The 26156-nt window shown below is 64.4% G+C and carries 20 protein-coding genes; 6 read left to right on the top strand and 14 right to left on the bottom strand.

The genetic code is table 11. The features are described from left to right. The 4 genes from AC07NK_RS15935 (at window position 1) to AC07NK_RS15920 (ending at window position 3599) form a co-directional block, all read left to right on the top strand. Complete coding sequence (locus tag AC07NK_RS15935) at window positions 1–735, top strand: ABC transporter ATP-binding protein (protein ID WP_495171592.1); 735 nt, start codon at window positions 1–3, stop codon at window positions 733–735. Window positions 736–737: 2 nt separating this feature from the next. Continuing rightward, window positions 738–1640, top strand: coding sequence for an efflux RND transporter periplasmic adaptor subunit (locus AC07NK_RS15930; RefSeq protein WP_495171591.1), 903 nt, complete (start codon window positions 738–740; stop codon window positions 1638–1640). Beyond that, complete coding sequence (locus AC07NK_RS15925) at window positions 1637–2977, top strand: TolC family protein (protein WP_495171590.1); 1341 nt, start codon at window positions 1637–1639, stop codon at window positions 2975–2977. Before AC07NK_RS15930 ends, AC07NK_RS15925 begins: the two co-directional genes overlap by 4 nt. Before the next feature lie 172 nt (window positions 2978–3149). After that, window positions 3150–3599 carry a GNAT family N-acetyltransferase gene (locus AC07NK_RS15920; protein WP_495171589.1) on the top strand — a complete coding sequence of 150 codons (450 nt, stop codon included), beginning with the start codon at window positions 3150–3152 and terminating at the stop codon, window positions 3597–3599. A gap of 136 nt (window positions 3600–3735) precedes the next feature. On the opposite strand, the gene AC07NK_RS15915 is transcribed toward AC07NK_RS15920, so the two are convergent. The 5 genes from AC07NK_RS15915 to AC07NK_RS15895 all read right to left on the bottom strand — a co-directional run bounded on the left by AC07NK_RS15915 (window position 3736) and on the right by AC07NK_RS15895 (window position 9267). After that, window positions 3736–6600, bottom strand: coding sequence for a TcfC E-set like domain-containing protein (locus tag AC07NK_RS15915; RefSeq protein WP_495171588.1), 2865 nt, complete (start codon window positions 6598–6600; stop codon window positions 3736–3738). 17 nt (window positions 6601–6617) lie between these two features. Continuing rightward, window positions 6618–7052 carry a hypothetical protein gene (locus AC07NK_RS15910; RefSeq protein ID WP_495171587.1) on the bottom strand — a complete coding sequence of 145 codons (435 nt, stop codon included), beginning with the start codon at window positions 7050–7052 and terminating at the stop codon, window positions 6618–6620. A gap of 121 nt (window positions 7053–7173) precedes the next feature. Continuing rightward, window positions 7174–7758, bottom strand: coding sequence for a hypothetical protein (locus AC07NK_RS15905; protein WP_495171586.1), 585 nt, complete (start codon window positions 7756–7758; stop codon window positions 7174–7176). Window positions 7759–7963: 205 nt separating this feature from the next. Then, on the bottom strand, window positions 7964–8584 hold the full coding sequence (locus AC07NK_RS15900; RefSeq protein WP_495171585.1) for a fimbrial biogenesis chaperone: 621 nt from the start codon (window positions 8582–8584) through the stop codon (window positions 7964–7966). A 239-nt stretch (window positions 8585–8823) separates the two neighbouring features. After that, entirely contained in the window at window positions 8824–9267 is a 444-nt protein-coding gene (locus AC07NK_RS15895; RefSeq protein ID WP_495171584.1) for a hypothetical protein, read from the bottom strand. Window positions 9268–9484: 217 nt separating this feature from the next. Here AC07NK_RS15895 and AC07NK_RS15890 point away from each other — a divergent pair, with 217 nt between their 5' ends. After that, on the top strand, window positions 9485–10081 hold the full coding sequence (locus tag AC07NK_RS15890) for a winged helix-turn-helix domain-containing protein (RefSeq protein WP_495171583.1): 597 nt from the start codon (window positions 9485–9487) through the stop codon (window positions 10079–10081). Window positions 10082–10164: 83 nt separating this feature from the next. Here AC07NK_RS15890 and dinB read toward each other — a convergent pair whose 3' ends face one another. The 6 genes from dinB to AC07NK_RS15860 form a co-directional block, all read right to left on the bottom strand. Continuing rightward, window positions 10165–11262: a DNA polymerase IV gene (dinB, locus tag AC07NK_RS15885; RefSeq protein ID WP_495171582.1), complete on the bottom strand. Its 1098-nt coding sequence runs from the start codon at window positions 11260–11262 to the stop codon at window positions 10165–10167. Window positions 11263–11351: 89 nt separating this feature from the next. After that, window positions 11352–13163, bottom strand: coding sequence for a DUF885 domain-containing protein (locus AC07NK_RS15880; RefSeq protein WP_495171581.1), 1812 nt, complete (start codon window positions 13161–13163; stop codon window positions 11352–11354). 140 nt (window positions 13164–13303) lie between these two features. Beyond that, window positions 13304–14098, bottom strand: a complete 795-nt coding sequence (locus tag AC07NK_RS15875; RefSeq protein ID WP_495171580.1) for an HvfC/BufC family peptide modification chaperone — start codon at window positions 14096–14098, stop codon at window positions 13304–13306. Next, complete coding sequence (gene bufB, locus AC07NK_RS15870) at window positions 14095–15021, bottom strand: MNIO family bufferin maturase (RefSeq protein WP_495171987.1); 927 nt, start codon at window positions 15019–15021, stop codon at window positions 14095–14097. Before bufB ends, AC07NK_RS15875 begins: the two co-directional genes overlap by 4 nt. A 7-nt stretch (window positions 15022–15028) precedes the next feature. Then, the gene (locus AC07NK_RS15865) at window positions 15029–15646 is read right to left on the bottom strand and encodes a hypothetical protein (protein WP_495171579.1); all 618 of its coding nucleotides are present in this window, start codon (window positions 15644–15646) and stop codon (window positions 15029–15031) included. A 77-nt stretch (window positions 15647–15723) separates the two neighbouring features. After that, window positions 15724–17355 carry a ferritin-like domain-containing protein gene (locus AC07NK_RS15860; RefSeq protein ID WP_495171578.1) on the bottom strand — a complete coding sequence of 544 codons (1632 nt, stop codon included), beginning with the start codon at window positions 17353–17355 and terminating at the stop codon, window positions 15724–15726. Between the two features lie 286 nt (window positions 17356–17641). Between AC07NK_RS15860 and AC07NK_RS15855 the strand changes: the two genes are divergently transcribed. Beyond that, a complete protein-coding gene (locus AC07NK_RS15855; protein ID WP_495171577.1) occupies window positions 17642–20809 on the top strand; it encodes an eCIS core domain-containing protein in 3168 nt (1055 codons plus the stop codon). Window positions 20810–20847: 38 nt separating this feature from the next. On the opposite strand, the gene AC07NK_RS15850 is transcribed toward AC07NK_RS15855, so the two are convergent. From AC07NK_RS15850 to AC07NK_RS15840, 3 genes are all read right to left on the bottom strand, one after another. Continuing rightward, on the bottom strand, window positions 20848–22365 hold the full coding sequence (locus AC07NK_RS15850; protein WP_495171576.1) for an amidohydrolase family protein: 1518 nt from the start codon (window positions 22363–22365) through the stop codon (window positions 20848–20850). 324 nt (window positions 22366–22689) lie between these two features. After that, window positions 22690–24036, bottom strand: coding sequence for a sigma-54-dependent transcriptional regulator (locus tag AC07NK_RS15845; RefSeq protein ID WP_495171575.1), 1347 nt, complete (start codon window positions 24034–24036; stop codon window positions 22690–22692). Beyond that, window positions 24029–25777 carry a sensor histidine kinase gene (locus tag AC07NK_RS15840; RefSeq protein ID WP_495171574.1) on the bottom strand — a complete coding sequence of 583 codons (1749 nt, stop codon included), beginning with the start codon at window positions 25775–25777 and terminating at the stop codon, window positions 24029–24031. Before AC07NK_RS15840 ends, AC07NK_RS15845 begins: the two co-directional genes overlap by 8 nt. Between the last annotated feature and the right edge of the window lie 379 nt (window positions 25778–26156).

Below are 26156 nucleotides of genomic sequence, written 5' to 3'. Positions count from 1 at the left end.
ATGACCAAACCCGATGTGGCGATCGCGATCGATGCGCGCGCGATCAGCAAATCCTATACGGTCGGCCAGGTCCGCACGCAGATCCTGTTCGGGGTCAGTGTCTCGATCATGCCCGGCGAATTAACGCTGGTCGTGGGGCCGTCGGGCTGCGGCAAGAGCACGCTGCTTGCGATCCTGTCGGGGTTGACCCCGCCCGATCAAGGCGAGGTTCACGCACTGGGCGCGCCGCTGTCGCAGATGAAAGCCAGCGCGCGCGATGCGTTCCGGCTCGAGAACACCGGGTTCGTCTTTCAGGGCTTCAACCTGTTCAACGCGCTCACCGCGGAAGAGCAGGTCGCCTATGTGCTGCAATGCATGAAGGTGAAGCCGGGCGCGGCGATGGAACGCGCACGGGCCGCGCTCGCGGCCGTCGGACTTGGTCCCCGTATGAAGCTGCGGCCGTTCGAATTGTCGGGCGGCGAAAAGCAGCGCGTCGCAATCGCGCGCGCGCTCGCCAAGGAACCGCGCATCCTGTTCGCCGATGAACCCACCAGCGCGCTCGACTCCCAGAATGGCCATGCGGTGATCGCGCTGCTGCGCGACATTGCACACAATCAAGGCGCCGCAGTCCTGTGCGTTACCCACGACCCCCGGCTGCTCGGCTTCGCCGACCGGATCATCCGCATGGAGGATGGTCGGATCATCGGCGACGAGCGCCCCGCCCCCCAATCCTCCGTTCAGAACGAGATACATTGATCATGTCTATCCGCTCTATTTCCCCGCGCCTGGGCCTGCTGCTGCTCTCCGCGACCGTCCTGAACGGCTGCGGTGAGGTCGACGTGCCTGCCGTGGCAACCACCGCGCCACGCAATGTCGTGGCAATCGCCAAGGGCAAGATCGATGTCGAAGGCGGGGTCATCCGCCTCGCCGCGCAGCGCGAAGGCCTGATTCAGGCGGTCTTCGTCGAGGAAGGTGACCGCGTGAAGAAGGGCCAGATACTGGCGCAGATCGACACGCGCCAGGCGGAACTGGGCGTTGCCCAGGCACGCGCCGACCTTGCTGAGGCGCAGGCACGCCAGACGATCGCACAGGCGCGGACACAGGCTGCCGATCGCGAGGCAAAGCGACTCGCCAGTCTCGCGTCGACCAATGCGGTTCCAGTGCAGGATGCGGACAAGGCGCGCGACGAGGCGCGCGTTCAGCGCGGAGAACTCGCGACAGCCGCCGCCGCAATTGGAGTCGCTCGGGAAAAGCTCCGGCGCGAACTTTTCGAGATCGAGGCACGACGTATCCGCGCGCCGCTCGATGGCCGGATCGTCCGCCGCTCCGCCAAGCCGGGCGACGGCGCCTCGACGTTCAACGTCACCGAGCTCTTCCTGCTGGCGCCCGAAACCGAGCGCATCGTTCGTGCCGAGCTCGACGAACAATTCGTGACGAGCGTCCGCCCCGGCCAGCGCGCACGCATCCTGCTCGACTATGATGACAAGCAGGCGTTCGAGGGCAAGGTATCGCGCCTCGGCGAGGTTTTTGGCGCACGCAAGCTCGCCAGCGACGACCCCAACGAGCGCCAGGACACGCGCGTGATCGAGATGGTCGTCTATGTTCAGAACGGTCAGGCGCTCCGTATCGGTCAGCGCGTCCAGGTGCGGGTGCTCAAATGAGCCACGTCGCGACCTTCGCGCTGCTCGGGATCGCGCTCGCTTTGCCCGCCTGCGCCAGCTTCCCGGACGCAGCCGGTGCCGGCCGGATCATGCACATTGCCGATCTCAAGACCCAGACACCACGCGGCTGGAGCTATGATCTGGGCGACCCCGCCTTCATGGCCTTTCTCGAGCGCGCCGATCTGGGGTCGCTCGACGTCAAGGCCGCCCTCGCCCGCGCCGCGGCGCGCGATGCTGCAGTCCGTCTCGAACAGGGCGGAAGGCTTCCCACGGTCGACGGCACCGCCGGCTGGCAGCGCTCGATCGCTGGTGGCGATCGCCATGCCCGCGGCGTCGACCTCGGCGCAACTGCGAGCTGGACTCCCGATCTCTGGGGAGCCGTGAACGCAGCAGTGGGCTTCGCACGCGCCGAAGCCCAGGCAGCGGGGCACGATGTCGAAGCCGCCCGGGCGGTATTGGCAGCGGACCTCGCACGCGGCTGGCTTGCACTCGTCGCAGCGGACGACCGGCTGGCGCGCATCGAACGCCGCCAGTCGATGGAGCGCGAAGGGCGCATCCTTGCGCAACGCCGCATCACCGCTGGCTATGCCGCGCAGGACGAGGTGCTCGCGCGCGACACCGCGCTCGCACGTCTGGCCGACGAGCGTCTGACCGTCGCCAACGAGCGCGAAGCGACCCGCCTGCGCCTGCTGGCGCTGGCAGGACTTAGCTCGGTCGACGGCTTCGATGCGCCCCGCACGCTCGGTGCGTTGCAGCGCTTCCAGCCGGCCACGATCGCCCTCGACCAGCTGGAGGCCAGACCCGATGTCATGGCCGCGGCGGCGCGGCTCGAGGCGGCGGATTCACGGCGGCTCGGCGAAATCCGCAACGCCCGCCCCAGAGTCGTACTGAGCCTCGGCGGACAGGGGGGCAATCTGACGCTCGCGAGCTTCCTCAAGAACCCCGGCTTCAGCCTCATTCCGGGAATCCGGCTGGAGGGCGCGATCTTCGACGGCGGAAAGTCGCGTGCCCGTGCAGACGGTGCCGCGGCCGAAGCCGCCGAAGCCGAGGCGATGTACGTCAAGGCATCGATCACGGCCCAGCGCGATCTCGCGACGGCGCTGGCGGCCTCCTTCTCTGCCCAGAACCGTCAGGGCCCCGCGACGAACGCGGTAGAGCATGCACGCCAGCGCCTGAAGCTGGTCGGCGACCGCTTCGCACGGGGCGCGGCAAGCCGGATCGACCAGATCGACGCCGAACGTGGTCTGGTCGAAGCCGAGGAAGCCGGCGCGGAAGCGCGCCGCGCATGGATCGCTGCCGGAATCGAGATCCATGCCGCGCTGGTCGGGGCGGGATGACAGAATAGAGATGGCGCGAGCGGGCTTGATCTTCGCGACCGCTCGCGCCATCTCGCAAGCCAGAAACAGGAGTTTGATGCGCAGAAGCTGATCATCAGGCCGCATATCGCGGCGATTGCACGGTGCTTTCCGGCGCCGTTTTTCTACGCATATTCTGTTTTCGGGAAATACCATGGAACAAATGGATCTGGTGATCCGCGGCTATGAGACCGCGGACATGGAAGCCCTGTCGGCGATCTGGTTCGACGCATCGCGGCACGCGCACGCATTCATCGGTGAAGCACGCCTGCGCGAGCAGCGTACCCTCGTCGAAACCATCTACCTACCGCAAGCCGAGACGCTGGTTGCGATGCGATGCGGCGAGCCCGCAGGCTTCATCAGTCTGATCGATGATTTTATCGGCGGGTTGTTCGTCTCGCCCCGCCATCAGGGTGCCGGCATTGGCCGCCACCTCATCACCCGCGCACTGGAGACCAATGAGCAACTTCGCCTCGAAGTCTACACTGCCAATGCGCGCGCATGCGCCTTCTACCGGTCTCTCGGCTTTGTCGAAACCGCGCGCCGGCCGATCGACGATCAGGGCCTGCCGTTCGAAAACGCAGAGATGCTGCTAAAGCGCTGACCGAAGCGATGGGGATCAGCCGTGCCGATTCCGGTGATGGCAGGTCCCCATCGATAGGCGGCCTTTCGAGTTCCGCGATGGATTCGATGCTGGCGATCTGGCAGCAGCGTTTCGGATCAACAGCCCCGCAGCGCCGCTACGCCCCATTTGTTACAGGACGGGATGCCAATAGCTGATCCAGACGCTCCAAATCTGCTTTGGCAAGCTGGATCAGCTCAGCGACGTGCGATGATGGTGCGCGAAGCTGACTGGTGCGGGGATTTGCGGGCCGTGTCGGCCGCTCACTCTGCAATTTATCGAGCGGAGCCACTGATTCCGCGATGTCGCGGGCAGCGCCCGGAGATTTCTGCGCGGCTGTGCCTGGCTGACCACAGGCGATCCGCCCGAAGCGATAGAGCAGTGATGGCTGGGTCGTGTCGGCGAGCGTCTCAAGCGCGCGCTGGGCGCAAAGCTCGCCCGACTTGTTCCGAATGGTCATCGTCGCCGACAGCGGCGCAGTAATCGTGAAGTAGCCGCGATCGTCGGCGGTGACGACATCGGTGCCGGCCTCAACCCTTGCAGACCCCAACCCGCGGCCGTTCGCGTCCACGACCTGGCCGAACATGCTGACCACGCGCTGGGCCTCGAACCGCACGCGTACGACGTTGCCAGGATAGACGACGACCTTGCGTTGCGTAGTATCGAGGTCGAACTGCGGCGCGCCCTCCGGCCGGAGGGAGACGGTATATTCACGCAGCGGCTGGACCCCGATCGCGACCCTTGACCCAGGTTCGATGAAGTCCGCCGGGCGGCCGTCGATCATCACGCGATAGCCGCCATCGGCGACCGGTGCGCCGCCGCCTGTGCTGGCACTGCCGCTGCTCGATTCGCCTGAATCAGAATCCGCCGGAGCGCCGTCGAGTTGCCGCACGCGACCGATGTCGAGCATCACCATTGCGTCAGCCGGCGTGCGAAGACCGGCCTTCATCGCGCCACCACCAATCGCAAATCCGGTTTCACCGTTGAGCTGATAGGTCCATGCGCTTCCGCCGCCCGAGGCGCGCGATTGCCATTGCGCGGCGACATCTGCGGTTCCGAGGTTGGAAAGCGCGCGGACACGCGCAACCGCAAGGTTCGAATCCGCATCGGTCGACGCACCCAGCTCGCCGATGATGTCGGTCGAGCCCCACTGCTCGGTCCGCGCGATCGATGCGTCGGCGACCGGCGAGAAGCCACGGCGCGCGCCGTCCGGACCTGACTCGGACACATATTGGCCACCCATCGCGAAGGACCCGGTGGTCTTGCGATCGATCCGGCGGAAGAACGATACCGAGACGCCGAAACGGGTATCGAAGTCGGAGCGGGCGAATCCGGCAGTCAGCAACGCACTGCCGATCATCGGCATCCGAACCTGCCGGGTATATTGCAGACCGGCGGTATAGCGCGTCGGCAGCCTCGTCGCACGGGTATAGCTTCCGGTCAGGTTGAGCGAGCCACCCAGGACGATGCCCTGGACCGATCCGAACACCGTATCCTGACTGCGGAAAAAGGGTTGATAGCGATCGGGGCGGGTCAGGCCCGGAATCCCGACAAGATCGTCACCCCCGCGCATACGGCGCGCCGATACATTCGCGCTGATCCGCGCGAACTGGACATTGCCGCCCAGCACGATCGAATAGGCGCCGCCCGAGCCGCCGCCGACGCCTGCCAGCCCGCTAATGCGGCCCTGGCTGACCTCAAGCGTTGCCTCGCCGAACAGACGGGAGCCGAAGCTGGTCGCGGTCAGGCCGCCAAGCAGTGATCTGCCGAACCGGCGCTGCAGCGCGCCCGAGACGACGAATTCGTCGGTCACCTTTGGCAGGAAGCCATCATCCTGTCCGGCAGATCCGGAGGAGAAGACACTGTCGCGCACGCGCCGGCCGGCACGCACGCGAAAGCCTAGTTTGCCCGGCGGCAGCGCGCTGTTCATACGCGAGAATGGCCGCACCTGATCGAGCAATATCTGTCCGCCATCGCGCACCACGACGCGGATTTCGTAAGTGCCGTCGGGCAGCGAGCGCGTGTCGATGAGTTGGAGCCCGGCATCATAGAGTCCGCTGGTGACAAGCACACCGAAACGATAGATTTCAACCTGCGCACGCTTGGGCAGCAATACTTCGATCGGCGTCGCCAGATCGTTTGCCGGGTCAATCAGCGTACCATAGAAGGAGCCGAACTCGGCGCCGAGCATGCGATAGCTGTTGAGCGTGAGCGTCTGGTAGTCCTGCAGCAAGCCGCCCGCCGCACGCCGCTCGCCCCACAGATGCTGGACATAAGCTTCCTCGCTGCGCAGTCCGTTGAAGCTGCTTACGGTCGTCTGCGCGACGAGAGCGGTCCGCCCGATACTGGCGAAGGTCGACAGCGTGCCACCATAGCTCAGCTCATTGCCCTCAACTGAGGCGGCCGAGAAGCGCACATTCTGGATCAGCGACGGACCGGACATCGGTGCGCCCAGCTCACGCACTTCCACCACCCGGCTGCGCAAAAGCTCTCGCGGGATGAACAGCGTGACGCCGAAATTATCCGCATTGACGATGACGCCGGACCCGCCCTGCGGAAGGATGCCGCACCCGCTAATGGCGAGCTGGCCAGGGCGGCAGCGAAACTGCTCGTTGGCTAACAGCGGCTGCGACAGGAACTGGATCACCCCGGCCGTATCAACTGCATCGCCCAGCGCCGCGGTCACCGCAGCGGGGTCCTCGAACACGAACGTGCCATTCTCCAGCCGCCCGGCGAAGGAACCGACGCGGCGATCCTGGAACGTCAGGTCGAAGAGCGTGCTGACCGAGGCGCCCAGATCATCGAAGCCAGCCGGAACACCGGTTCGAACGACAGTTGCCGGTGGGGGAGATGGCGTGAGCTGCGCTGGCACCGGATCGACAGCCGGCGGCTGCGTCTGCGCGGCTGCATGCGACGCGAGCGCGATCGCGAGCGCCCAGCCGCTTGCCCAGCTGATGTCGCGATATCGTTTGCCCCCCGGCATGTACCCTCGCCCCTTTGTCAAAGCGGCTCGACGCTCAGGCTGAGGCGATCGGCATAAGTGCCAGCGACGGGCCCCGCCAGATTCTGGTCAGGGCTGTCGACCAGCAGAAACGCGTTCGCCCCGCGCGAGCAATCCGCGTAACCGGGCGACCGTCCCTCGAACACGACTTCAACACCGTCCATCTGCTTGATCTGCTCGGCGCCGGTGGCGTCGCGGAACCTGAGCCGGTAGCTGAGCGCCGACCCGGCGTCGGCGCCGCGCATCGTGCCGCCCGAAAGGCTGGTCACGCGCAACCGATAGCGCCCGGTGGTGCTGGCGACGCATAGGGTGGTCGCGGTACCGTTGATGAGATCGAAGCTGCGGCGCGCGACGCGGCCGTCGCTGGAGAAAATGCGGATCGCGGCGGCCGGCGAAGCGGACGCATCAACCTGCGAAGGCGCGATCTGGGCCATGGCGACTGGCGACGCCGCCAACGCGATTCCTGACGCAATCAGGATGACCCTGCTCGACACAATTATCCTCCCCCCAAACTAAAAGCAGCGGCGGGGGCACGTCGCCCCCGCCGTGCTCACATCACAGCGCCTCGACGACGAAGGTCAGGGTGCCGGTGTAGGTGCCCGCCACGGCTGCAAGGATGCGCGCGTTGCTGAAACGAACGTTCATCGACGCGTTCTCAGTGCCGTTGCAGTTCAGAGTCGTCGTGCGCGCCTGGCCACCCGAGGTGGTCTTGAACGACTTGGCGACGCCCGGAGTCGCAGTGCCGCCACCATAGACGTTCGAAGCGACGTCCGAGGTCCACAGCGCGAACGAGAGGGTCTGACCCTCAGGGCCGCTCAGCGAATACTTCGCCTCACCGGTGTTCAGCTCGGCGCCGGCCTGGCCGTTGACGCTGAGCTTATAGAGGCCGGCCATCGTGTCATTCGAATAGACGCAGAAGGTCTGGCCACGGTTGTAGGCGCCGCTGGTGTTGGCCAGATCCGTTGCGCTCGCGGTCAGGGTGATGTCCTGCAGACCCGAGATCCGCACGAGCTTCGGAATCGTGGTCGAGATATCGACTTCAGCCGAGCTGCTTGTCGAGCTCAGGCTGCCGTCCTGCGCGAAAGCAGGCGAAGCAATGACGGCCATAGCGAGCGCGGACGCGCAAAGAATCTTCTTCATTTGAATCCCCAGTTCTTAACCAGACGGCGCTGAAATTAGCGGTCTCAAGTTGGCTGGGTAAATATTTTGTTAAGACACGTCAACAGCGGTTAAGATCAATTACACCGTCATTAACCATCAATTTAATAGTTAACGCGTAAAAACAAGAATGGGCGGCGCGAATCTTCATTCGGCCACCCAATCTTTTTGTTCACATTACTTAGTACTAGAAGTTTATTTCACGCGGCTCTGACGAAGCGTAGCGGCGCTCCTTGAATTTCAACTTGGCGTTCGGATCCTTGAGTGTGATTTTCCACTCATTCGCCGGGTACAGGCGCCTGGCACCGATATCCTCACAGGCCTCGGCAGCGCCCGACACTGTTGCGGGCGCACAGGCGACCCCGTCGAACAACAGCGTGTTGCTATTGCCCCCATTGCGAATCGTAACCTCATTCCCGGCACGCGTCGCGGTAATCCCAGCCTCGGGCTTGGGCGGACGTATCGTGACCAGCACATCATAGGCTGTGAGCAACTTTACCGTCATGCCGCGCGCCTCGGCGCCCGGATCCCCGGCCTGAATTTCGCCCACCTGTGGGGTAACCCGAATGCGATAGACGCGATCGACGGAAACGGTCTCGTTGAGCGAAACGATGCGGATTGCGCGCATCCCACCCGGATCGATGACCAGCCGGTTCGGCGAGACCAACAGGCCGAGCTGTTCGGGATCGCTCTTCTCTACGCGCTGCTCGTCCACCGCGCCGGGCGACACGACTTCGACGGGGCTAACCGTGATGTAATAACGGTCAGCGCTCTCGTTGCGGATCACCAGATCCGAACGATTGGCCATCCCGGGCTCGAAGTCGACCCAGAGACGATCGATCGCAAGCTGCGCCGACGCCGAGGCCGGCAAGAACCCAGCACCCGCCAATACGCAAAAGGCAACGACCGCACGCCTCACTTCAGAAATCCCCCTTCGCCCAAATCGACCGAACCCGGTCCGATTGGGACGCGGCGTCATCGAGATGGCCGGTGCGGGAGTCAACGACGCCCGCTATTGTCAGCGTGTCAGATTAGCGGATCAGAATCTCAAACGGCTGCAATGACCAGCGTCGCGGAGCCCTCTGGCGACACGCCCGCCGGCGCCATGAACCCCGTATGCCGTAGCGTAAAACCATGACGGATCAGGCCGTTGCTCGCCGTGCTTTGAAGTGACGCGACTTTCATACCCGGATTGGCGACGGAAACGCTGAAGGGCGCACTGGCGGGCGTAAACACCGCCGCCTCGACTTCGCCACCCGCGCTGCTGACCGAGTCAGGCAACTTCACCATCAACGTCGATTGATCGTCGATCATCGTCCAAAGACCCACCGCGCCTTCCGCCTGCGCGGCGAGGCCTGCCGCGAAAGGCGGAATGTTGACCGTGATCGTGACACTACCTGACGATTGAGCATCCATTCCCGTCGCATATGCGGGCACGGAAGACAGCGCAGCTGCGCACATTGCGATACCAAGACTTGATGCGCGCTTCATGGTAAAAACTCCACGGTTCCTTGGCACCAACTACATCCCAATACATAATAATGAACAGACCGATGTAGTTAACCAGACCTTAACTATATTGCCCGCCGCTCGGTTAAGGCTGATATTATTTTTTCAAGAAATCTTGCCTGCCAATAATTACATTCGTACTTTATACTACTCGCCAATGCTGATTACGGCTTTCTGGAGATCGATTGTGAGTGCGGGCATGCAGCAAATGCTGGAAGACAAGCTCGACGCGTGCGCAGAACGTGTCGCACGCATGCGCGAACTGGTCGCTGATCTGACCACGGACATCGGCGAGCTCACCGGTCTGATCGCCGCGCTGTCCGAAACGCGCGGGCGCGAGGACGTGCAGATGCTGCTCGATCTTCATCAAGCGGAGATCGTTCGCCTGCTGGCAGCAGGCCAGGAAGTAGCCGGCACCGGAATGGGCTCGACGGAGACGACGACACGCACTTTTCCCTTCCGCCTCGACCCGATCAAGCGTGAGGTCCGCATCGGACGACGCCAGGTCTCGCTCACCCAGCGCGAATTTCAGGTCGTCGAACTGCTGTGGGAACAGATGCCGTCGGCGGTATCGCGGGAAGCGATACTCGAACGCCTATACGGAGCGCGCCGTGGGAGATCGGAGCGCGTGGTGGATGTTCACGTGCACAATGTCCGCCAGAAACTCCGGATTGCAGGCGCCACGGATGCGGCCATCCGTTCCAAATCGGGCGAAGGCTGGCGGCTTGATCTCCGGATTCCCGATGGATGGGAGAACGCCCACCCGGCTCTTGGGCAGCGAGTAGGCACGACCTGATCGATATCCTTATGCGGGCCGGGTGCCAAGGGATCGCTATCGCGCGGTCATTATCACTCCACGCGCAGGAACTGGCGTCCTGATCACGGGACATTGTCAGCATGATCGAACAACGGCATCGCCTCGTTCGCGGGCCGATCAAAGTTGGACACGGTGACGCCAACCAGCCGGATCCCCTGATCCAGCGGATAGAGAAGACGGATCAGTTCCAAACTCGTGCGGCGCAACAAGACTCCGTCGCGAACCGGCTGCGCGCATGTCCGGCTGCGCGTCGCCTGCCGGAAATCGGCGAATTTGACCTTGATCGTGACGGTCCGCCCGAACATCTGCCGGGCGTCGCACCAGGCGGCCACATCGTCGGCCATCCGCAGCAAACCGGCCTCGATCGCTTCCGGGTCGCTGAGGTCGCGATCGAAGGTCGTCTCCGAACCTGACGACTTACGCTCGCGATTGGGATTGACCGGCCGCTCGTCGATCCCGCGTGCGATGCCGTAATACCACTCCGCCGCGCTCCCGAAATGCGCCGCCAGAAATTCAAGCGACCGCGCCTTGAGGTCCGCGCCGGTCTCGATACCGAGCCGCTTCATCTTGGCTGCCGTCACCGGCCCGACGCCATGGAACCTCGCCACCGGCAGCCCTTCGACCCAGGCTTCGCCCATATCGGGGGTGACGGCGAACTGGCCATTGGGCTTGCGATGATCCGAGGCGAGCTTGGCGAGGAACCGATTATACGAAATGCCGGCGGAGGCGGTGAGCCCGGTCTCCTCGAGGATCCGGGCACGGATCTCCTTCGCTGTCGCCCAGGCGGTGGCAATGCCGCGCCGATTGGCGGTGACGTCGAGATAGGCCTCGTCGAGCGAAAGCGGCTGGATGAGGTCGGTATAGTCGGCGAAGATCGCGTGGATCTGCGCCGAAACCGAACGATAGACCTCGAAGCGAGGCGGCACGAACACCAGCTCCGCGCAGCGCCGCAATGCGGTCACCGAGGGTAAGGCCGAACGCACACCGAACGCGCGCGCTTCATAGCTGGCCGCCGCGACGACCCCGCGCGGTCCCGCATAACCGACCGCGACGGGCCTTCCGCGAAGTTCCGGCTGATCGCGCTGTTCGACCGAGGCGAAGAAGGCATCCATGTCGATATGGATGATCTTGCGGATCGGTACATCGCTCACCGCCCGCATCTAGCAGCGGCCGGACAGGAAATGAACTGCGGTTGAGCCCGTTTCCTGACCGGCCGCTTCAGCGTTATGGTTCGCCTCGCCGAGACGCCTCAGCTGCGCTTTGCGGCGATGTAGCGGTCAACCTGCTCCTCGAGGATGTCGAGCGGCAGCGCGCCCTGGCTCAGCACCGCTTCGTGGAAATCGCGAATGTCGAAGCGCGGCCCGAGCGCCTTCTCTGCCCGCGCGCGGAGCGCCGCAATCCTGAGCTGGCCGACCATGTAGCTCGTCGCCTGCCCCGGCCAGTTGAAGTAGCGGTCGACCTCGCGCGCGATATCGGTGTCGGATACCGAGCTGTTCTCGCGGAAATACGCGATCGCCTGTTCGCGCGTCCACCGCTTCGAATGGATGCCGGTATCCAGCACCAGCCGGATTGCCCGCCACACCTGAAGCGACAGCATGCCGAACCGATCATATGGGCCCTTGTACAGGCCCATCTCGTCGCCCAGGCGCTCGGTATAGAGCCCCCAGCCCTCCATATAGGCGCCGTAACCGCCGAACTTGCGGAACTTGGGGATGCCGGCCAGCTCCTGCTGGCGCGCAATCTGGAAATGGTGGCCGGGCGCGCCCTCATGGACGGCGATGCCTGCGACCTGAACCTTCTGGGTCTGGTTCATGTCGACGAGGTTGACGTAATAAATGCCAGGACGCTTACCGTCTGCCGATGGCGGGTTGTAGAAGGCGGTCGACGCCGTCCCTTCGCGCCATTTCTCGACCGCGCGCACTTCAAGCGGTGCCTTGGGCAAGACATGGAAATAACGGGGCGCCGCCGCCATCGCGGATGCGACCACCGCCCGTGCATCGCGAAGATATTCCTCGCGCCCGGCTTCGGTGTTCGCATATTTGAACTTCGGATCGGTGCGGATGTGGTCGAAGAACTGCGCCAGCGTTCCCTCGAAACCGACCTCGCGCTTGATCCCCTCCATCTCGGTCCGGATCGCGGCAACCTGCTTCAGGCCAAGCTCGTGGATCTGGTCGGCGGTCAGGTTCGTCGTGGTCGAGGTCTTGAGCCGGTCAGCATAATAGGCGGCGCCGTCGGGCAGGCTCCAGGCCCCGAAATTGCCCCTGGACTTGGGTTCGATCTCGTCGATCGCCGCGATCAGCACGCCATAACCGGTGCGGAACGGTCCGGTCAGGGCTGCGCGTGCCTTGCCGAGTAGCGCTTCCTTCGCGGCGGCCGGCGCATCCAGCGCCGCGACCTTCTTGGCGAAGTCTGCCATCAGCGTCGAATCCGGACCCGTATCGAACGGTGCCCCCGTGACCACCTTCTGCGCATCGGCGCGTGCCGGTGCGAAATTGACCTTGTTCGGCACGATCCCGGCGGCCGCCTGTCGGCGCATCGTCGCGGCAACCTCGCGCATCACGCGCTCGGTATCGCGCAGCCGCGCGATATAGGCTTCGGCGTCCGCAACGCTGTCGACCTTGTGGTTGTTGATCAGCAACACCGGAATGGCACCGGCGGGGCTACCCGTCGTCGATACCGGGAAGCGCAATTGACGGAACCGGAACGACTCGCGGCCGCGCTCGACCTCATATTCGAAGAGGCGGAAGCTGACGCGCGCGCTTTCGCCGAGCTGCTCCGGCTTGAACCGCGCGCGCATATCCCGGAGTTGCCGTTCGGCAAGGTCCCGGCCACGTATGGCCGCAGCATCCGTGCGGTCGTCCAGACGGTCATAGTCCGTCTTGAACCCCAATTGCGTCTGCGCCTCCGGGCTCAGGCGAATCTGCTCGTCGAACGCCTGATCCAGAAATCGAAGCAACGCCGCGTCCTGGGCCTGAGCTTGCGCAGATGGCGCCGATACGGGTCCCGGAGCGTTCGCCTGAACAAGTGGCAAGGCCAACAGCAACGCAAGGGTACCGCGCATATCAATCTCCTAAGGTTGCCAGCTTGTTGCCCGCTGTTCCGCCCAAAGCAATCGCATTCTGGCGCTGCGCTTGGGCTGCGTGTTGGGGACACGAAGCGCCGGCGCGATTAGACTCCTCCCGTTCCGCCGTTCGTTTCAGGTCACAGATTGGCGGCGACGAAGAAGCCCCATTCGATCCAGCGCTCGCGGCTGCCCTGCGCGCCGCGCCATATCCGGTCCGCCTCCCGCGGATCGAGCCCGTAGCATGCCGAGACATTTGCGAGCGCCGCCTCGACACCGCTTCCCGCCAGCATCGCTGCGAGAAGGCCGTGCTGCGGTTCACTCAGCGGCACGGTGCGGGTGACATAATCGCTGCGAACCAGGGCAATGTGGCAAGGCGCCAGCATCGGCAGCGATGGCGCCTCACCGCGACGCACGGCGTGGTAATAGCCGGCGACAGGGAAACGATAGCTGCCCAACGCGAAAGCAGGCTGAAGGCGCAAGGCGCTGTCCGCGGTATCGACCGTAGCAAAGGCGCGTCCCTCATTGCCCTCGGCATCGAACATCGTGAACGCCAGATACTCGAAACGGGCGAGATCGATCATGAAATCCACCCATGCTTCACGCGCTTGCGGATCGGGGCAGTTCGCTTCCATCCAGTCCGAAAAGCGGCGGCCAAGATCGTACAATGTATGCCGCTCTGGTGGACAGTCGCGGATGTAATCGGCGACGAAATCGTCGAACAGCGCGCGACCGAGCGCGTGGCACAGCGCCGGGAACTGCTCGCGCATGCAGGCGGCGATGCGCAGGAAATAGCCACGCTGATAGACCGCCAACCCTCCAACCGCACCGAGCCTGCCGTCGGCTTCGAACAGCTCCTGCGCCGCGCTGGGATCGGCACGGGGATCGATCAACGCCGCGTGCATCCGGCACTGTGCGCCCGCCAACGCCGTCACGCCGCATGCTCCATCACGCTATCCATCGCGCGCGGGATGATGAAACCGACCGGGTTGGAAACGCCCTCGCCGTCCGGTGCCTGCACGCAGCCATCAATCAGCGTGCCGTCGCCCACCATGTAGCGCTCCGCCTTGCGCAGCTCGGCGAGGCAATCGTCGAAGCCGGGAATATGATCGTCCCATTCGAGCAGGGTCGAGGCACCGCCTGTCCGCGCCCAGGCGATATGGAACAGCTCCCACACCTCGGGACGCACCGGGCGATCATGCGTGTCGATCAGGTGCGTGCCGAAATCCTGATGTCCGGCCAGGTGCATCTGGACGACGCGGTCGCATGGGAATGCCTCGAGATAGGCAACCGGATCGGTGCCGGCATTGAAGCAGCTGACATAGACATTGTTGACGTCGAGGAGCAGCCCGCAGCCGGTCTGATCGGCCAGCGCGCGGAGGAAAGCCGGTTCGTCCATCGTCGACTGGGCAAAACGGACATAGGAGCTGGGGTTTTCGAGGATCAGCGGGCGCTCGAGCATGTCCTGCACCTGGAGCACTCGCGCGACGACATGAGCGAGGCTCTCCTCGGTCAGCGGCATCGGCAACAGGTCGTGCGAATTATGCCCGTTCACGCCGGTCCAGCAGAGGTGGTCGCTGACCCAGGCCGGGCGGACCTCATCCGCCAGCCGCTTGAGCGATGTCAGGTACGCGATGTCGAGCGGGTCGGTGCTGCCGATCGACAGCGAGACGCCGTGGAGGACGATCGGATAGCGTTCGGCGACCGCGCGGATGATCGCGCGCGGCCGCCCGCCCGAGTCCATGAAGTTCTCGGAGATCGCTTCGAACCACAGGTCGCGCGGTTCGCCCGACAGGATCGCATCGAAATGGACGTTGCGCAGGCCAAGTCCCAACCCAAGCCGGGGCAGGCCCGCCAGTGAATCCTCAGCTGCAGCCACCGGCGCCGCTCATCCCGCTCGATCCGCAGGCGGTCATATTGCCGCGCTCGTTATTGTCGTCCGAGATCCACAGATAAGTGGGTCCGGTCGCCGCAAAGGCCGCCGGCGCGCCGCCGAGCGCGGCCGGGAGCGGTTGGCCGGAACCGACCTTCTGCAGCGCCTGTGCCGCGAGCAGTTCCAGCCGCGTCGTCTCCCAATTCGCCTCGAACACCGCCCGCGCGCGCAGCCAGACACTCTGCCCCTGGTTCGGCCCGTTGGTGCTGAAGCGCTCAGCATTGATCGGCGTGGCACACGACCCCTGCGAGCGGCAATCATTGGCGCCGGGATTGTTCATCTCCTCGCCCGTGCCATAGAGGCCGCAGCCGCCCTGCCCTTTGCACTCGTTCTGGACGTGGCAGGTATGGTCGGTGCCGGTCGAACAATAACCCTGCCCGGCACAGGCATTGGGCGCACGTCCCGGGGCGCCGAACATGCCGAAGCGATCCGATCCCGCGCAGGCGTTCAGCCCCATACAGGCGTGGAGCGGCAGGCCCTCGGGCTGCGGGCCGATCACACCTGGCCCCGGAAAGGCGGGTTCGGCGGCATAGGGATAAGGGGTCGGCACCGGAACACCTGGCGCGGGCGCCGGCGACGGGGTCGGAGTGGAGCAGGATGCCATGGGTCGTTCCTCTCGCTTGGGCGTCAGCGTTGCTGGGCGGCGGTCCAATACGGACCGACATCGGGCAGGTGCATCGGGACATTGTTGGTGCCGGTCTTCGAGATCGCGACGCCGACATAGTAGATGACATTCTGGAGCACGCCGATCAGGTCGCTGTCTTCCTTCTCGATCTTCACCGCCTCGGCGGTGGTGCCACCGGGCGCGAACAGCGCCTGAACATGTTCGACCACTTCGCTGGCGTCGAGCTGCGCGATCAGCGCATTGGCCGATGCGATTGCCTTGTTGCCGAAGTCGGTCAGTCCCTGGAACGACACAACCCGATCCCCAAGCGACACATTTTCGAAGGTCGGACCCATCATCGTGCCCGCATAGACGCCGGCCGTGATCGGGATCTGACGGATCGTGCGGATATATTTGTCGAGCACCCAGATCATCGATCGGTGCAGCCCTTCGTTGAAGAAGACCTTCTGCTTCTCGGGCGGGACCAGATAGACCGTCTCGGTCATCACCAGCATGTACTGGAAGCATGCGCTGCAGAAGTTGGCGATATCGACATAATATTCGGGATAGCTCGCCGCGAGCGGGCTGTCGGGCATGTTCACCAGCACCCCCGCATCGAGGAGCGTCTGGCTATCGGTGGCGGGCTGGATCACGTCCGTCGGCGCGGGTGGCTGTGGCGGGCGCACTTCCGTGGTGCCCGCATAGTCCGCGAACTGCGCCTGAAGCGTCAGGAACTTCACATAGTGCGATTCCTCGTCCTTCGACGGATCGTCATAAGGACTGGGACCGATATCCGGGATCGGCACGCCCTCTCCCTGATCGCAGATCGTGTCGATCGCGGTTGCGGCATCCTGAATCGACCGGATCGCGACCAGCTGGGTCTGGCCCGCATGGCTGTCGGCATAGTCGGGATAGACCGCCGCGGCCGCCGCGCCCTGTACCGGATCGGCCCAGGTCACCGTCGCCGGCGGCGCAGGCTTCCACGGATCGAAACCGGCGGAAGGATAGACGGTGTCGACGTTGTTCGGTGAGTAATTATAGGGCTGGATCGCGTTGTCGACCGAGCCACGCTGGAAGTCCGAATCGTCCAGAAACTGCGTGTTCAGCAGGCATCGGATGTACGAATAGAATTGTCCGATCGTATCCCAGTCGCTGTCCTGCGGCGGGGCGTTCCACTGCTCGGGATACTCGATCTGGAGGAAGTGCCAAAGCTGCTCGAAGCTCAGCTTACCCAGCGGAATCAGCACCGCGGTCTTGCCGTCCGGGCCGGCCGGCCCCTGCGGATTATGATAGGGAAGCCCGGTCGGATAAACGCCCGGCGCCTTGCCGTAGAGCTGAGGCATCACCCCCATCGACCACAGGATGTTGGACGAGAGCGACATGTGGAGCATTTCCTCCACCGCCACGCTCATGATGATGCCGCCCGCCTTGTTAGCGAAAAGCTGGGCGTCGCTGATCGTCTCGCCGCTCTCATTGTTCCGGACAAGTGAGTAATAAGTGTAGAGATAGATCGGGATCGTCGCGAGTTCGATCTCGACTGCGGTCTGGAGGTCGGTTCTCAGGCGGGTAAGCACCTGTTCGCGGGTCCATGTGGCATTGAGTTTAGCGACGAACGCCTGCTCGGCTGGCGTAAGCGGCGTGACTGGATCAGGCATGTCCATAGGAGCCCCCTCAGGTCCGGATAATGCTGGAGCCGGGGATCAACAATACTGACACAAGCCCCCGTTACGCTGTACACATATGGGCAGGATTCTGGGTCGACAATAGAAAATACTGTTCATCGCCACTTTATTTCGTGAACAAATCGTTCGCCATGAACTTAGCGCCCCGTTTATCATTGCACCCATAAGTCAATATGAATTCAATCGAACGCGCATTGGCAGATGCGCTCGCGTTTTGCTTTGTGATCAAGATGGTGCATTGTTCATCGGGAATGGATCAATGAGCAGCCTGACCGAAAGAGCTTCGATGACGCAGCAAATGAGGTCCGAGAGTGAGAGGCCCGCACGGCTCGCGCAGGGCGAACCGGCCGGTCGCGGCGCGGCCGCGCTTCAATTCGCCACCCCGCTCGCGGCCCAGGCCCGCGATCTCAACCGAAATCCCAGAGTGCAGGCAAACCAGAGCCTGCAGGCAAAGCTCGACGGCGCGCCGTCCGTTGTCGCGCAGGCGAAACTGTCTGACGCCCTGTCGGGGCAGGCAGCGCAGCGGATGGCCGACAGCGGCGCGTCCACGCTCACGAACCGGACGGGCTTGCCCGACCGGTTGAAAGCGGGCGTGGAGCATCTCTCGGGCACCAGCCTTGATGGCGTGCGCGTCCATTACAATTCCGCCCGTCCGGCGCAGTTGCGGGCCCCGGCCTTCACGCAAGGCAGCGATATCCATGTCGGTCCGGGACAGGAACGGCATCTTCCGCATGAGGCCTGGCACGCCGCGCAGCAATTGCAGGGTCGCGTCGCGCCGACGACGCAGCTCAAGGGTGTCGCGCTCAACGACGATGCGGGGCTGGAGCACGAAGCCGATGTCATGGGCGCCCGCGCGCTGCAAACACCGCTGGCGCCGGCCTCCGGCGGCCCCTCTACCGGGGCGCAGGCGGCCGGCGGCCCGGTGCAACGCTATTTCGATGCGCCTCATGACCGCGAGATCGATGCAGTCGAAGAGTATGTCGCCGAGGTGCGGCCCGACCTGTTGGAGACGTTCTACCAAATCGATGCGTCGGATGAGCCGACGGATTTGTACCGTTGGCTGAACGCGCAGCTGCATGTGAACATGCACGGGGTCTATGACTGGCAAGACGGCATCGTCCGCGGCCAGCCGCTGCGCCTGGGCGACGAGGATGTGCGAGGGTCCAGTGACATCCCTGAAATTTCCGACGAGGAGCTGGACGAATTCCGCACCGGGGTGGACGAGGCCGATTACACGAAGGAGGAACTGGAAGAGCTCCATCATCAGTTGCGGGTGCGTGGCGCGCCCCACGATCGCGAGCGGCGCGCCATTCTGGGCGAACATGCCCACTCGCGCGCCTGGCCGTCGAGGATGGATCTCGGCGAAGAGGAAGAGGCCGGAAGCGAGGACGAGTTCGAGGCGCCCCAATTCAGCGACAGCGAGGATGACGGTTCGGGCACCGATACCAACGGCAGCGATACCGAAGATGACGATTCCTATGGCGAATCCGAAGACCGCCTCGCGGCCACCACGCATCGGCTGAAGCGCGAAGCGGGCTTGCTCAAGCCGCATTTGGTCAGGAAGCGGCTGACGGAACTGGGCAAGGCGATGGCCGTGAAGAGCCGGGTCAGGAAGACCGGCAGCAAAGAAAAGGCCAAAAAACTGCCAACGCGCGGGGAGGCGATGCGCGCCGCCATGTTCGAAGGGGGCAAGCGGCCAGCCAAGGAAACCCTATTCCGCAAGGAAACCAAATTTCGCCATCCCAGCGTGACCGTAGGCGACCGCGCCAAGCTGCCCGTCAAGCCGAGCCCGCAGCAAACCCTCGATCTGGCGCAGTTGAACGCGCTGCTCGATCTGGGCGTGCCGATTGCGCTGGCCGAACAGATCGTGCCGTCGAGATTCGTCGTCGCGCAGTATCGCGGCCTGTTCTATTCGCGCGCCACCTTCAACCAGCGCAGCCGGGCTCAGCATCGCGGCCTGGATGAAACCAACCGGCCTGTGTTTTCCTCCTCCGCGCTCGCCGATGGGCCGTTGAGCACGGCGGGCTATTATTATCTTTACGGTGCCGGCCGGCAGGCCGATCTCAACACCTATCAGGGCCTCGTCACTTACGAAGCCCAGCGCATTCGTGAGGCGCTCCTGGCCTTGCGCAGCCAGCCGCCGCAGGAAGACGCGCGCGTGGCGGTGGGGCGGGCGACGGACAATTTCGTACCCACTTCCATGTCCGATATCAGCACCCACTTCTACAGCCAGGACTATGACGCCTATCACACCGCGCTCGCCGAGAAGCTGGGCCGCGGAGAAGACGAAGAGCAAAGCCCGCTGGATCCGCTGTTCGAGGGCCTGACCAACGCCGCAAATCCCAAGGTCTCCACCGGCGACGTGCCCACCCATGCGGCGCGCTATGCCTATGGGCTCAAGCCCTATTCGGGTCATGAACACCAGATCCTGGAGCCCGGCTACAATGATATGGGAACGCCCAGGCATCCCTATTCGGGGCGGATGTACGTCTCGCTGCATCCCTTGACGGATTACGACGAGAGTGGCCCTGAACAATTGATCGAACTGCAGCGCCAGAACCGTATCAACATCGCCCAAGTCATCCTGCCCGAGCGCGAATCGCCGTTCGAAGGCATGCTTGGGCCCGGCCGCGTAAAGAAGCAGATGACCGCCAAATTTCCCGATTTCAGCAAGGACTACAAACCAGTCTTTGCCGAGAAATATGGGCTGTCGGAAGATATCTTCGCTGCGTTCAAGACGGCACTGCAAGATACCGCCCCCGGCACCGACGAGCGCGTCTTCGTCGAGGCGCTGCTCTCCAACTATCTCGCCATGCATTCCGAGATCCGGGCGATCGAGGCGGCGATGAGAATGGCCGGCCAGCAGGGCGCCAAGCTGGTCTATCGCACCGGCCCCAAATCCTTCGGCTTCGAACCGACCCCGATGAAGGGCGAAGGCGCCCCGTCCTCGGAGCCGCTGGACATCAAGGCCCTGCTGCAGGTGCTGGTGGGCGAGGTGACCGAATCCAGCCAAGGGGCGCCGCTCAACTCGCTGATCCGCGAACCGGTCGCGGCGCCCTATGGTGAGCCCATCCCCATCAACGGCCGCGGCTTCGCCTGTTATATCCGTAGCCTGGTGACCGCGGCGGCCCGACTGGGTTATATCGGCAACGGTGAGATCGAGGACATGGTCGATACGGTGCAGATACACCTTGCTGCACAGGGCCTTCGGAACGTCGGTCAGGACATCGATGCCGGCGGGCTGGTCGCAGCCGAGGTGCGCCGCGTACTCGCCGAACTGCTGGGCGGTTTCGATCCGCAAGTCCATATCGTGATGGACGACGAGGTGAACGGTTGGACCGAATTCACCGCCAATACCGGCACCGAGCCAGTCTACCTCCAATATACGCCCGGCCATTTCGACCTGCTGCCTGGCCCCGAGGGCTGAGGCACCACTCGCCTAACGGACGGCTTGGCACTTTGAGGTCAGGGCGCCTTCGCCATCCCCATGATTGGCTCACCGGGGAAGACCTTCTCCACCAGCTTGCCATCGCGCACTACGGGCTGGCCGTTGACCAGCACATGGCGGATGCCAACCGACGCCTGCATCGGCTTCTCGAAGGTTGCGACGTCCGCCACGGTGGCGGGATCAAAGATGGTGATATCCGCATCGGCGCCGACCTTCACCCTGCCCTTCTTCGCCATTTGCGGCGAGACGGCCTCCAGCCGCTGCGCAGGCATCAGCGCCATCTTGCGCAGCGCCGTCATCAGCCCCAGCGTCTTGCGCTCGCGGACATAGCGGCCGAGCACACGGCCATAGGTGCCGGCGCCGCGCGGATGCTCGCCCGACGTGACCCAGGGCATTCCGTCCGACGCGATCGAGATTTCGGGTTCGGCGATGATCGTGTCGACCACATTCTCTGGGATCATGTGCACCACGACCGCGGAATTGGGTTGCTCGCGGCGATAGCGTTCGAAGCTTTCCCGGGTCAGCCGCTCGCCGGTCGCGGGCCATTGCAGATCGCCAAAGCTGATGCCCGAACGCTCCTGCCAGCCATCGCGGAAGAATTCGGATCCGATATGCGTGCTGCCCGCGGTGTAGGGATAGGCTTCAGAGGTGATGTCCAGCCCGCGCTGGCGCGCACGCTTCACCATGTCGATCAGGGTCGGCGTGTCGCGCAAGCCGGTCGAATGGAGATGGACGATCTGGAGCGCGGCGCCGGTTACCGCTGCGTTGGCGATCACTTCCTGCACCACCGCGATCGGCACGCCCGGCGCCGGATCGAGCGGGCGGCTGCGAACATGGACGAAGACCGGCGCGCGCGTCACCGCCGCGGCCTTGAAAATGTCGTAGATCTCGCTGCGCCCTGCACCCGGCGTGTACTCGATGCCGAGGCCATAGCCGAGCGCGCCGGCCGCGACCTCGCGATCGAGCGCGGCGACGATGGCGCGCTGCTGCTCCGGCGTGGCGGGCGCGGTATAGGCGCGGCGGTCACTCGCCGCCCCGCCATCCGGATTGATTGCGCCATGGCCCTGGCACGGCGCATTGGCGATCACTTCCCGCCGCGCGCACTGGTGCGATGCCGTCGCGCCGAAATTGACCAGCGCCTTGCCCGAAAGCGCGGCGATGAAGGGCGCAATCGGCATCGCTCCGCCCTCCGCATCGATCGCAGTCGTGACGCCGTCGAGGACCTGATAATATTCTCCCTTGGGGTTCTGCCCATGGGCGTGGAGATCGACGAAACCGGGCGCGACCACCAGGTTGGTCGCATCGATGATGCGGCGCCCTTTCAGCTTCGCGGTAGTGATGATCGCGACACCGCGGCCGTTGATCCCGACATTGGCGATTTCGTCGCGCCCGCTTTCAGGATCCATCACGCGGCCATTGGCAATCACGACGTCATAAGTCCCTGCCTGCGCGGCGGGCTCACTCTGCGCCCAGAGCGGCTGCGCAGCCCCGCTCGCCAGGAGGAGCACTGCGAACCGAAGCTTCTGATTCAACATGGAAAACTCCCCTATGCCCCCGGCACATATTGCACGGCGCGGTTAAGCCATTTTTTGTCCGGCCCACCACATTCTCTAATTAGAACATTCGTCGCAATGAGCGGCGATTGCAACAGAAGAAAGTTTTGCAATTAAACAATTGGTTTTAATCAGATTAATTCCAATTCTAGAAAGAGTGGCTCATCGCAATCGATGTCTGATACGAAAATACCATCCCGATTCTGATAGCAACCATGCGGGGATTGGAGACCCTGATAGGCAATAGCCCAGCGCGCAAATCCCGGTCCGAGGCGGGAACGGCGACGCCCCTCTCCTGCTCGGCGATCAATCCGGGCGATTGCGGGGGCTACCCGTCCGATAGGTCGAAGGCGTAATTCCCGCGCGGCTCATCTTGTCGTACAGCGTCTTGCGGGGAACGCGCAGCAATTCCATCGCGCGCCCGACACGGCCGTTCGCGGCTTGAAGCGCCTCACGCAGCAGCATCTCTTCATAGGCACGCACGCGCTCGACCAGCCCCTGCTCCGCCGCTGCCCACATCTCCGGCTCGCTCAGGCCGAGTGCGGCACTGAACGCGAAATTGCGCAACTCGCGCACATTGCCCGGCCAGTCGTGCTCGATAAGGTGACGACGCACCGCATCGGTAATCCGGAAATCGGCTCGTCCGGTCTGCGCCGTGGCCTCGTGGACGAATGCAGAGAACAAGGGTGCGATATCCGCCCGACGCTCGCGCAGTGGCGGCAGCGACAGCCGCACCACGTTGAGACGAAAATAGAGGTCGCGGCGAAATGCTCCCTGCTCGATCAGCATCTCCAGCCCCGGCTTGACCGACGCGATCACGCGCAGGTCGAGTGGGATCGGCCGTTGCTCGCCGAGCGGTTGCACCTCACGCTCCTCGATCACGCGCAGCAGCCGCGACTGCACCGGGAGCGGCATTCCGTCGATATCGTCGAGGAACAGAGTGCCGCGGTTCGATGCCTCAATCCGGCCGGTGCGCGCGAAGCGACCATTGGGCACCGCATCAGCGGCATGGCCGAGCAACTCGATCTCAGCATGCGCCTCGGGCAGCGCCGCGCAACTGACCGCGACGAAGGCGCGCGCGCTGCGGGGCGATCCGCGATGGAGCATCGCCGCGACCAATTCCTTGCCAGTGCCCGTCTCCCCCTCGATCAGCACGTCGATATCGGCGCGCGCGACCTGCGCGATCGTCTCGCGCAGCCGAACCATCGCCGGGCTGTCGCCGATCAGCGGACTCTCGACCCGGGCCGCTACAGCTTCACGCAGGCGGCGATTGTCGAGTACCAGCGCGCGCGCCGCGAGCGCCTTGCTTGCGGACGCGGCGAGGTGCCCGGCGGCAAAGGGCTTGGCGAGGAAGTCGAAAGCGCCATCCTGCAACGCGCGCACCGCCATTGGCACGTCGCCGTGGCCGGTGATCAGGATCACGGGGATTTCGGGATCGATCGTGCGGATGCGCTCGAAGAATTGAAGGCCGTCCATGCCGGGCATGCGGATATCGGTGACAACTGCACCGTCGAAGTCGGGCCGGATCGCGCCCAAGGCCGCCTGCGCGCTGGCGAAGGGACGCACGGCGATCCCCGCCAGCTCGAGCGTCTGGACATTCGCCTCGCGCATCGCCGCATCGTCGTCGACGAACAGGACGAGCGGCTCAGCCATGCGCGGCTTCCGGGAGCGACAGGCGGAACGCCGCGCCGTCCAGCGCCGGGTCGGTGAGGCTCAGCTCTCCGCCAAAGTCGCGCGCGATGTTGCGCGCGATCGGCAGACCGAGGCCTAGGCCTTCGGTGCGGCCGGTGACGAACGGCATGAATAGTTCGTCGGCAATGTCGGGTGGCACGCCGGGTCCGTTGTCCGCAACATCGATCTCGATGCCGTCAGCCGTACGATGGGTGGCGATGCGGATCACCGCGCCCTCCCGTCCCGCGAGCGCGTCGAGCGCGTTCTGGATCAGGTTGATCAATATCTGCTCCAGTCGCACGCGATCGGCGGTGACGTGCAGGCCGACCGGCCCGGTTCGCTCGAGCACCACGCCTTGCGCGCGCACGCGGTCGCCGATCAGCAGCAGTGTCGATTCGATCACCGCATCGACATCGACCGGGCCGGTCTCGGGCGTGCGCCTCCGCGCGAAGTTGCGCAGCTCGGCGGTGATCGTGCCGATCCGCTGGGTCAGCTCGACGATGCGCGACAGGTTGCCTTCGGCACGCGCGGCGTCGCCCCTGGCAAGGAAGCCCTGCGCATTCTCGGCGAAGCCGCGGATCGCGGCGACCGGCTGGTTGATCTCGTGCGCGACGCCCGCGGTGATCTGCCCCAGCGAGCCGAGCCGATTGGCCTGCGCCAGCTCCTCGCGCGCGGCGCGATAGCGTTGGTCGGTGCGCGCCAGCTCGGCGCTTTCGGCGACCAGCCGGGCATTCGCATCGCGCAGTTCCGCGGTGCGCTCGACGACCTGGCCCTCCAGAGCGCGTTGCGCCGCGATCTGGATCAGCCGCCGCTCGCGCGTCCGCCACAGCAGCAGCAGGGCTCCGGCGATCAGCGCGAGCGCGCCCAGCGACACCAGTCGCGCATTGGCGTTGGCGCTGCGCATCGCCGGATCGAGCGGATAGAGCACCCGCAGCTGCGCACCCGCAAGGGGTAGAGCGGTCGATGCGACGCGGCTGCTGTCATCGCCCATCCGTGCAGCGCCGTCCGTGATCGTGAACGGCAGCGGTGTCAGCGGCAGATTGCCATATTGGCGCGTTGCGCGGATCGCGGCGCGGCTGCTTGCGTCGAGCTGGCCGATCGTCGCGAACCGCCAGGCCGGCTCGCTGGTCACGATCACTACGCCATGCCCGTCGGTGACGATCGTCTTGCCCTGCTGACGCGCCCAGGCAGACTGCATCGCTTCGAACTCGATCTTGACGACGATCACACCAAGCGGCCGCGCGGCATCGCCAATGCGGCGCGCAAGGTAGAGACCCGGGCGTCCGCTCACCGTGCCGAGCGCGAACAGTTCGGCGTCGCCATCGCGGATCGCGCCCTGGAAATAGGGGCGGAAGCCGTAATCCTGTCCAACGAAGCTCGCCGGCAGCCGGTAGTTGCTCGCTGCGACCGTGCGCCCCTGCGCGGTCAGGACATAGATCGCCGCGGCGTCGGTGCTGGCGGCGAGCAGTTCGAGCCGCGCGTTGATCCGCTCGACAATCGCTTCGTCACGCGTCTCCAGCATTGCGCGGACATCGGGGTATTCGGCGAGCACCAGCGGCAGCAGCCGGAACTTCTGCAACTCACTTGCGAACAGCCCGGCATTGTCGCGCGCCAGCTGTGCGGCCGTACGATCGGTCGAAGACACCGCCTGTTGCTGGGCGATACGAAAGGCGAGGATCGAGACCACCGCCAGCAGCACCGCGCCAGCAATGGCCAGCAGCACGAGACTCCGGGTCGATCGGGTGACGCCACTCATTTGTGCGGATTACCACACATTCGGGGTGATATATGTGCATATTTCCACATGTTCTTGGCCATTGATCCTCCAGAATATATATTAATTTCAATCCATTAAGCCGATCTTTGAGTTCGGCTTGCGTTGGAAGGATAACCCCGGCGTGCCCTGAGCGGCATGGAATAATCGACGCCGACAGGGCGCGACGGGAGGACTGAATGGCGATCGCACTCGACTATGCGGCGGACCCGCATCCGCGCCGGACGGCGTGGTACGGCCAGCTGTACGTGCAGGTGCTGATCGCGATCGCGGCGGGTGTGGGGATCGGGTATTTCTGGCCGGATGTTGGCGCGTCGCTCAAGCCGTT

This window comes from Sphingomonas sp. GW821-FHT09B04 (genome assembly GCF_059418285.1).
The sequence above is the reverse complement of the archived record's forward strand: the minus strand, read 5'-3'. Positions and strand labels throughout refer to the sequence as shown.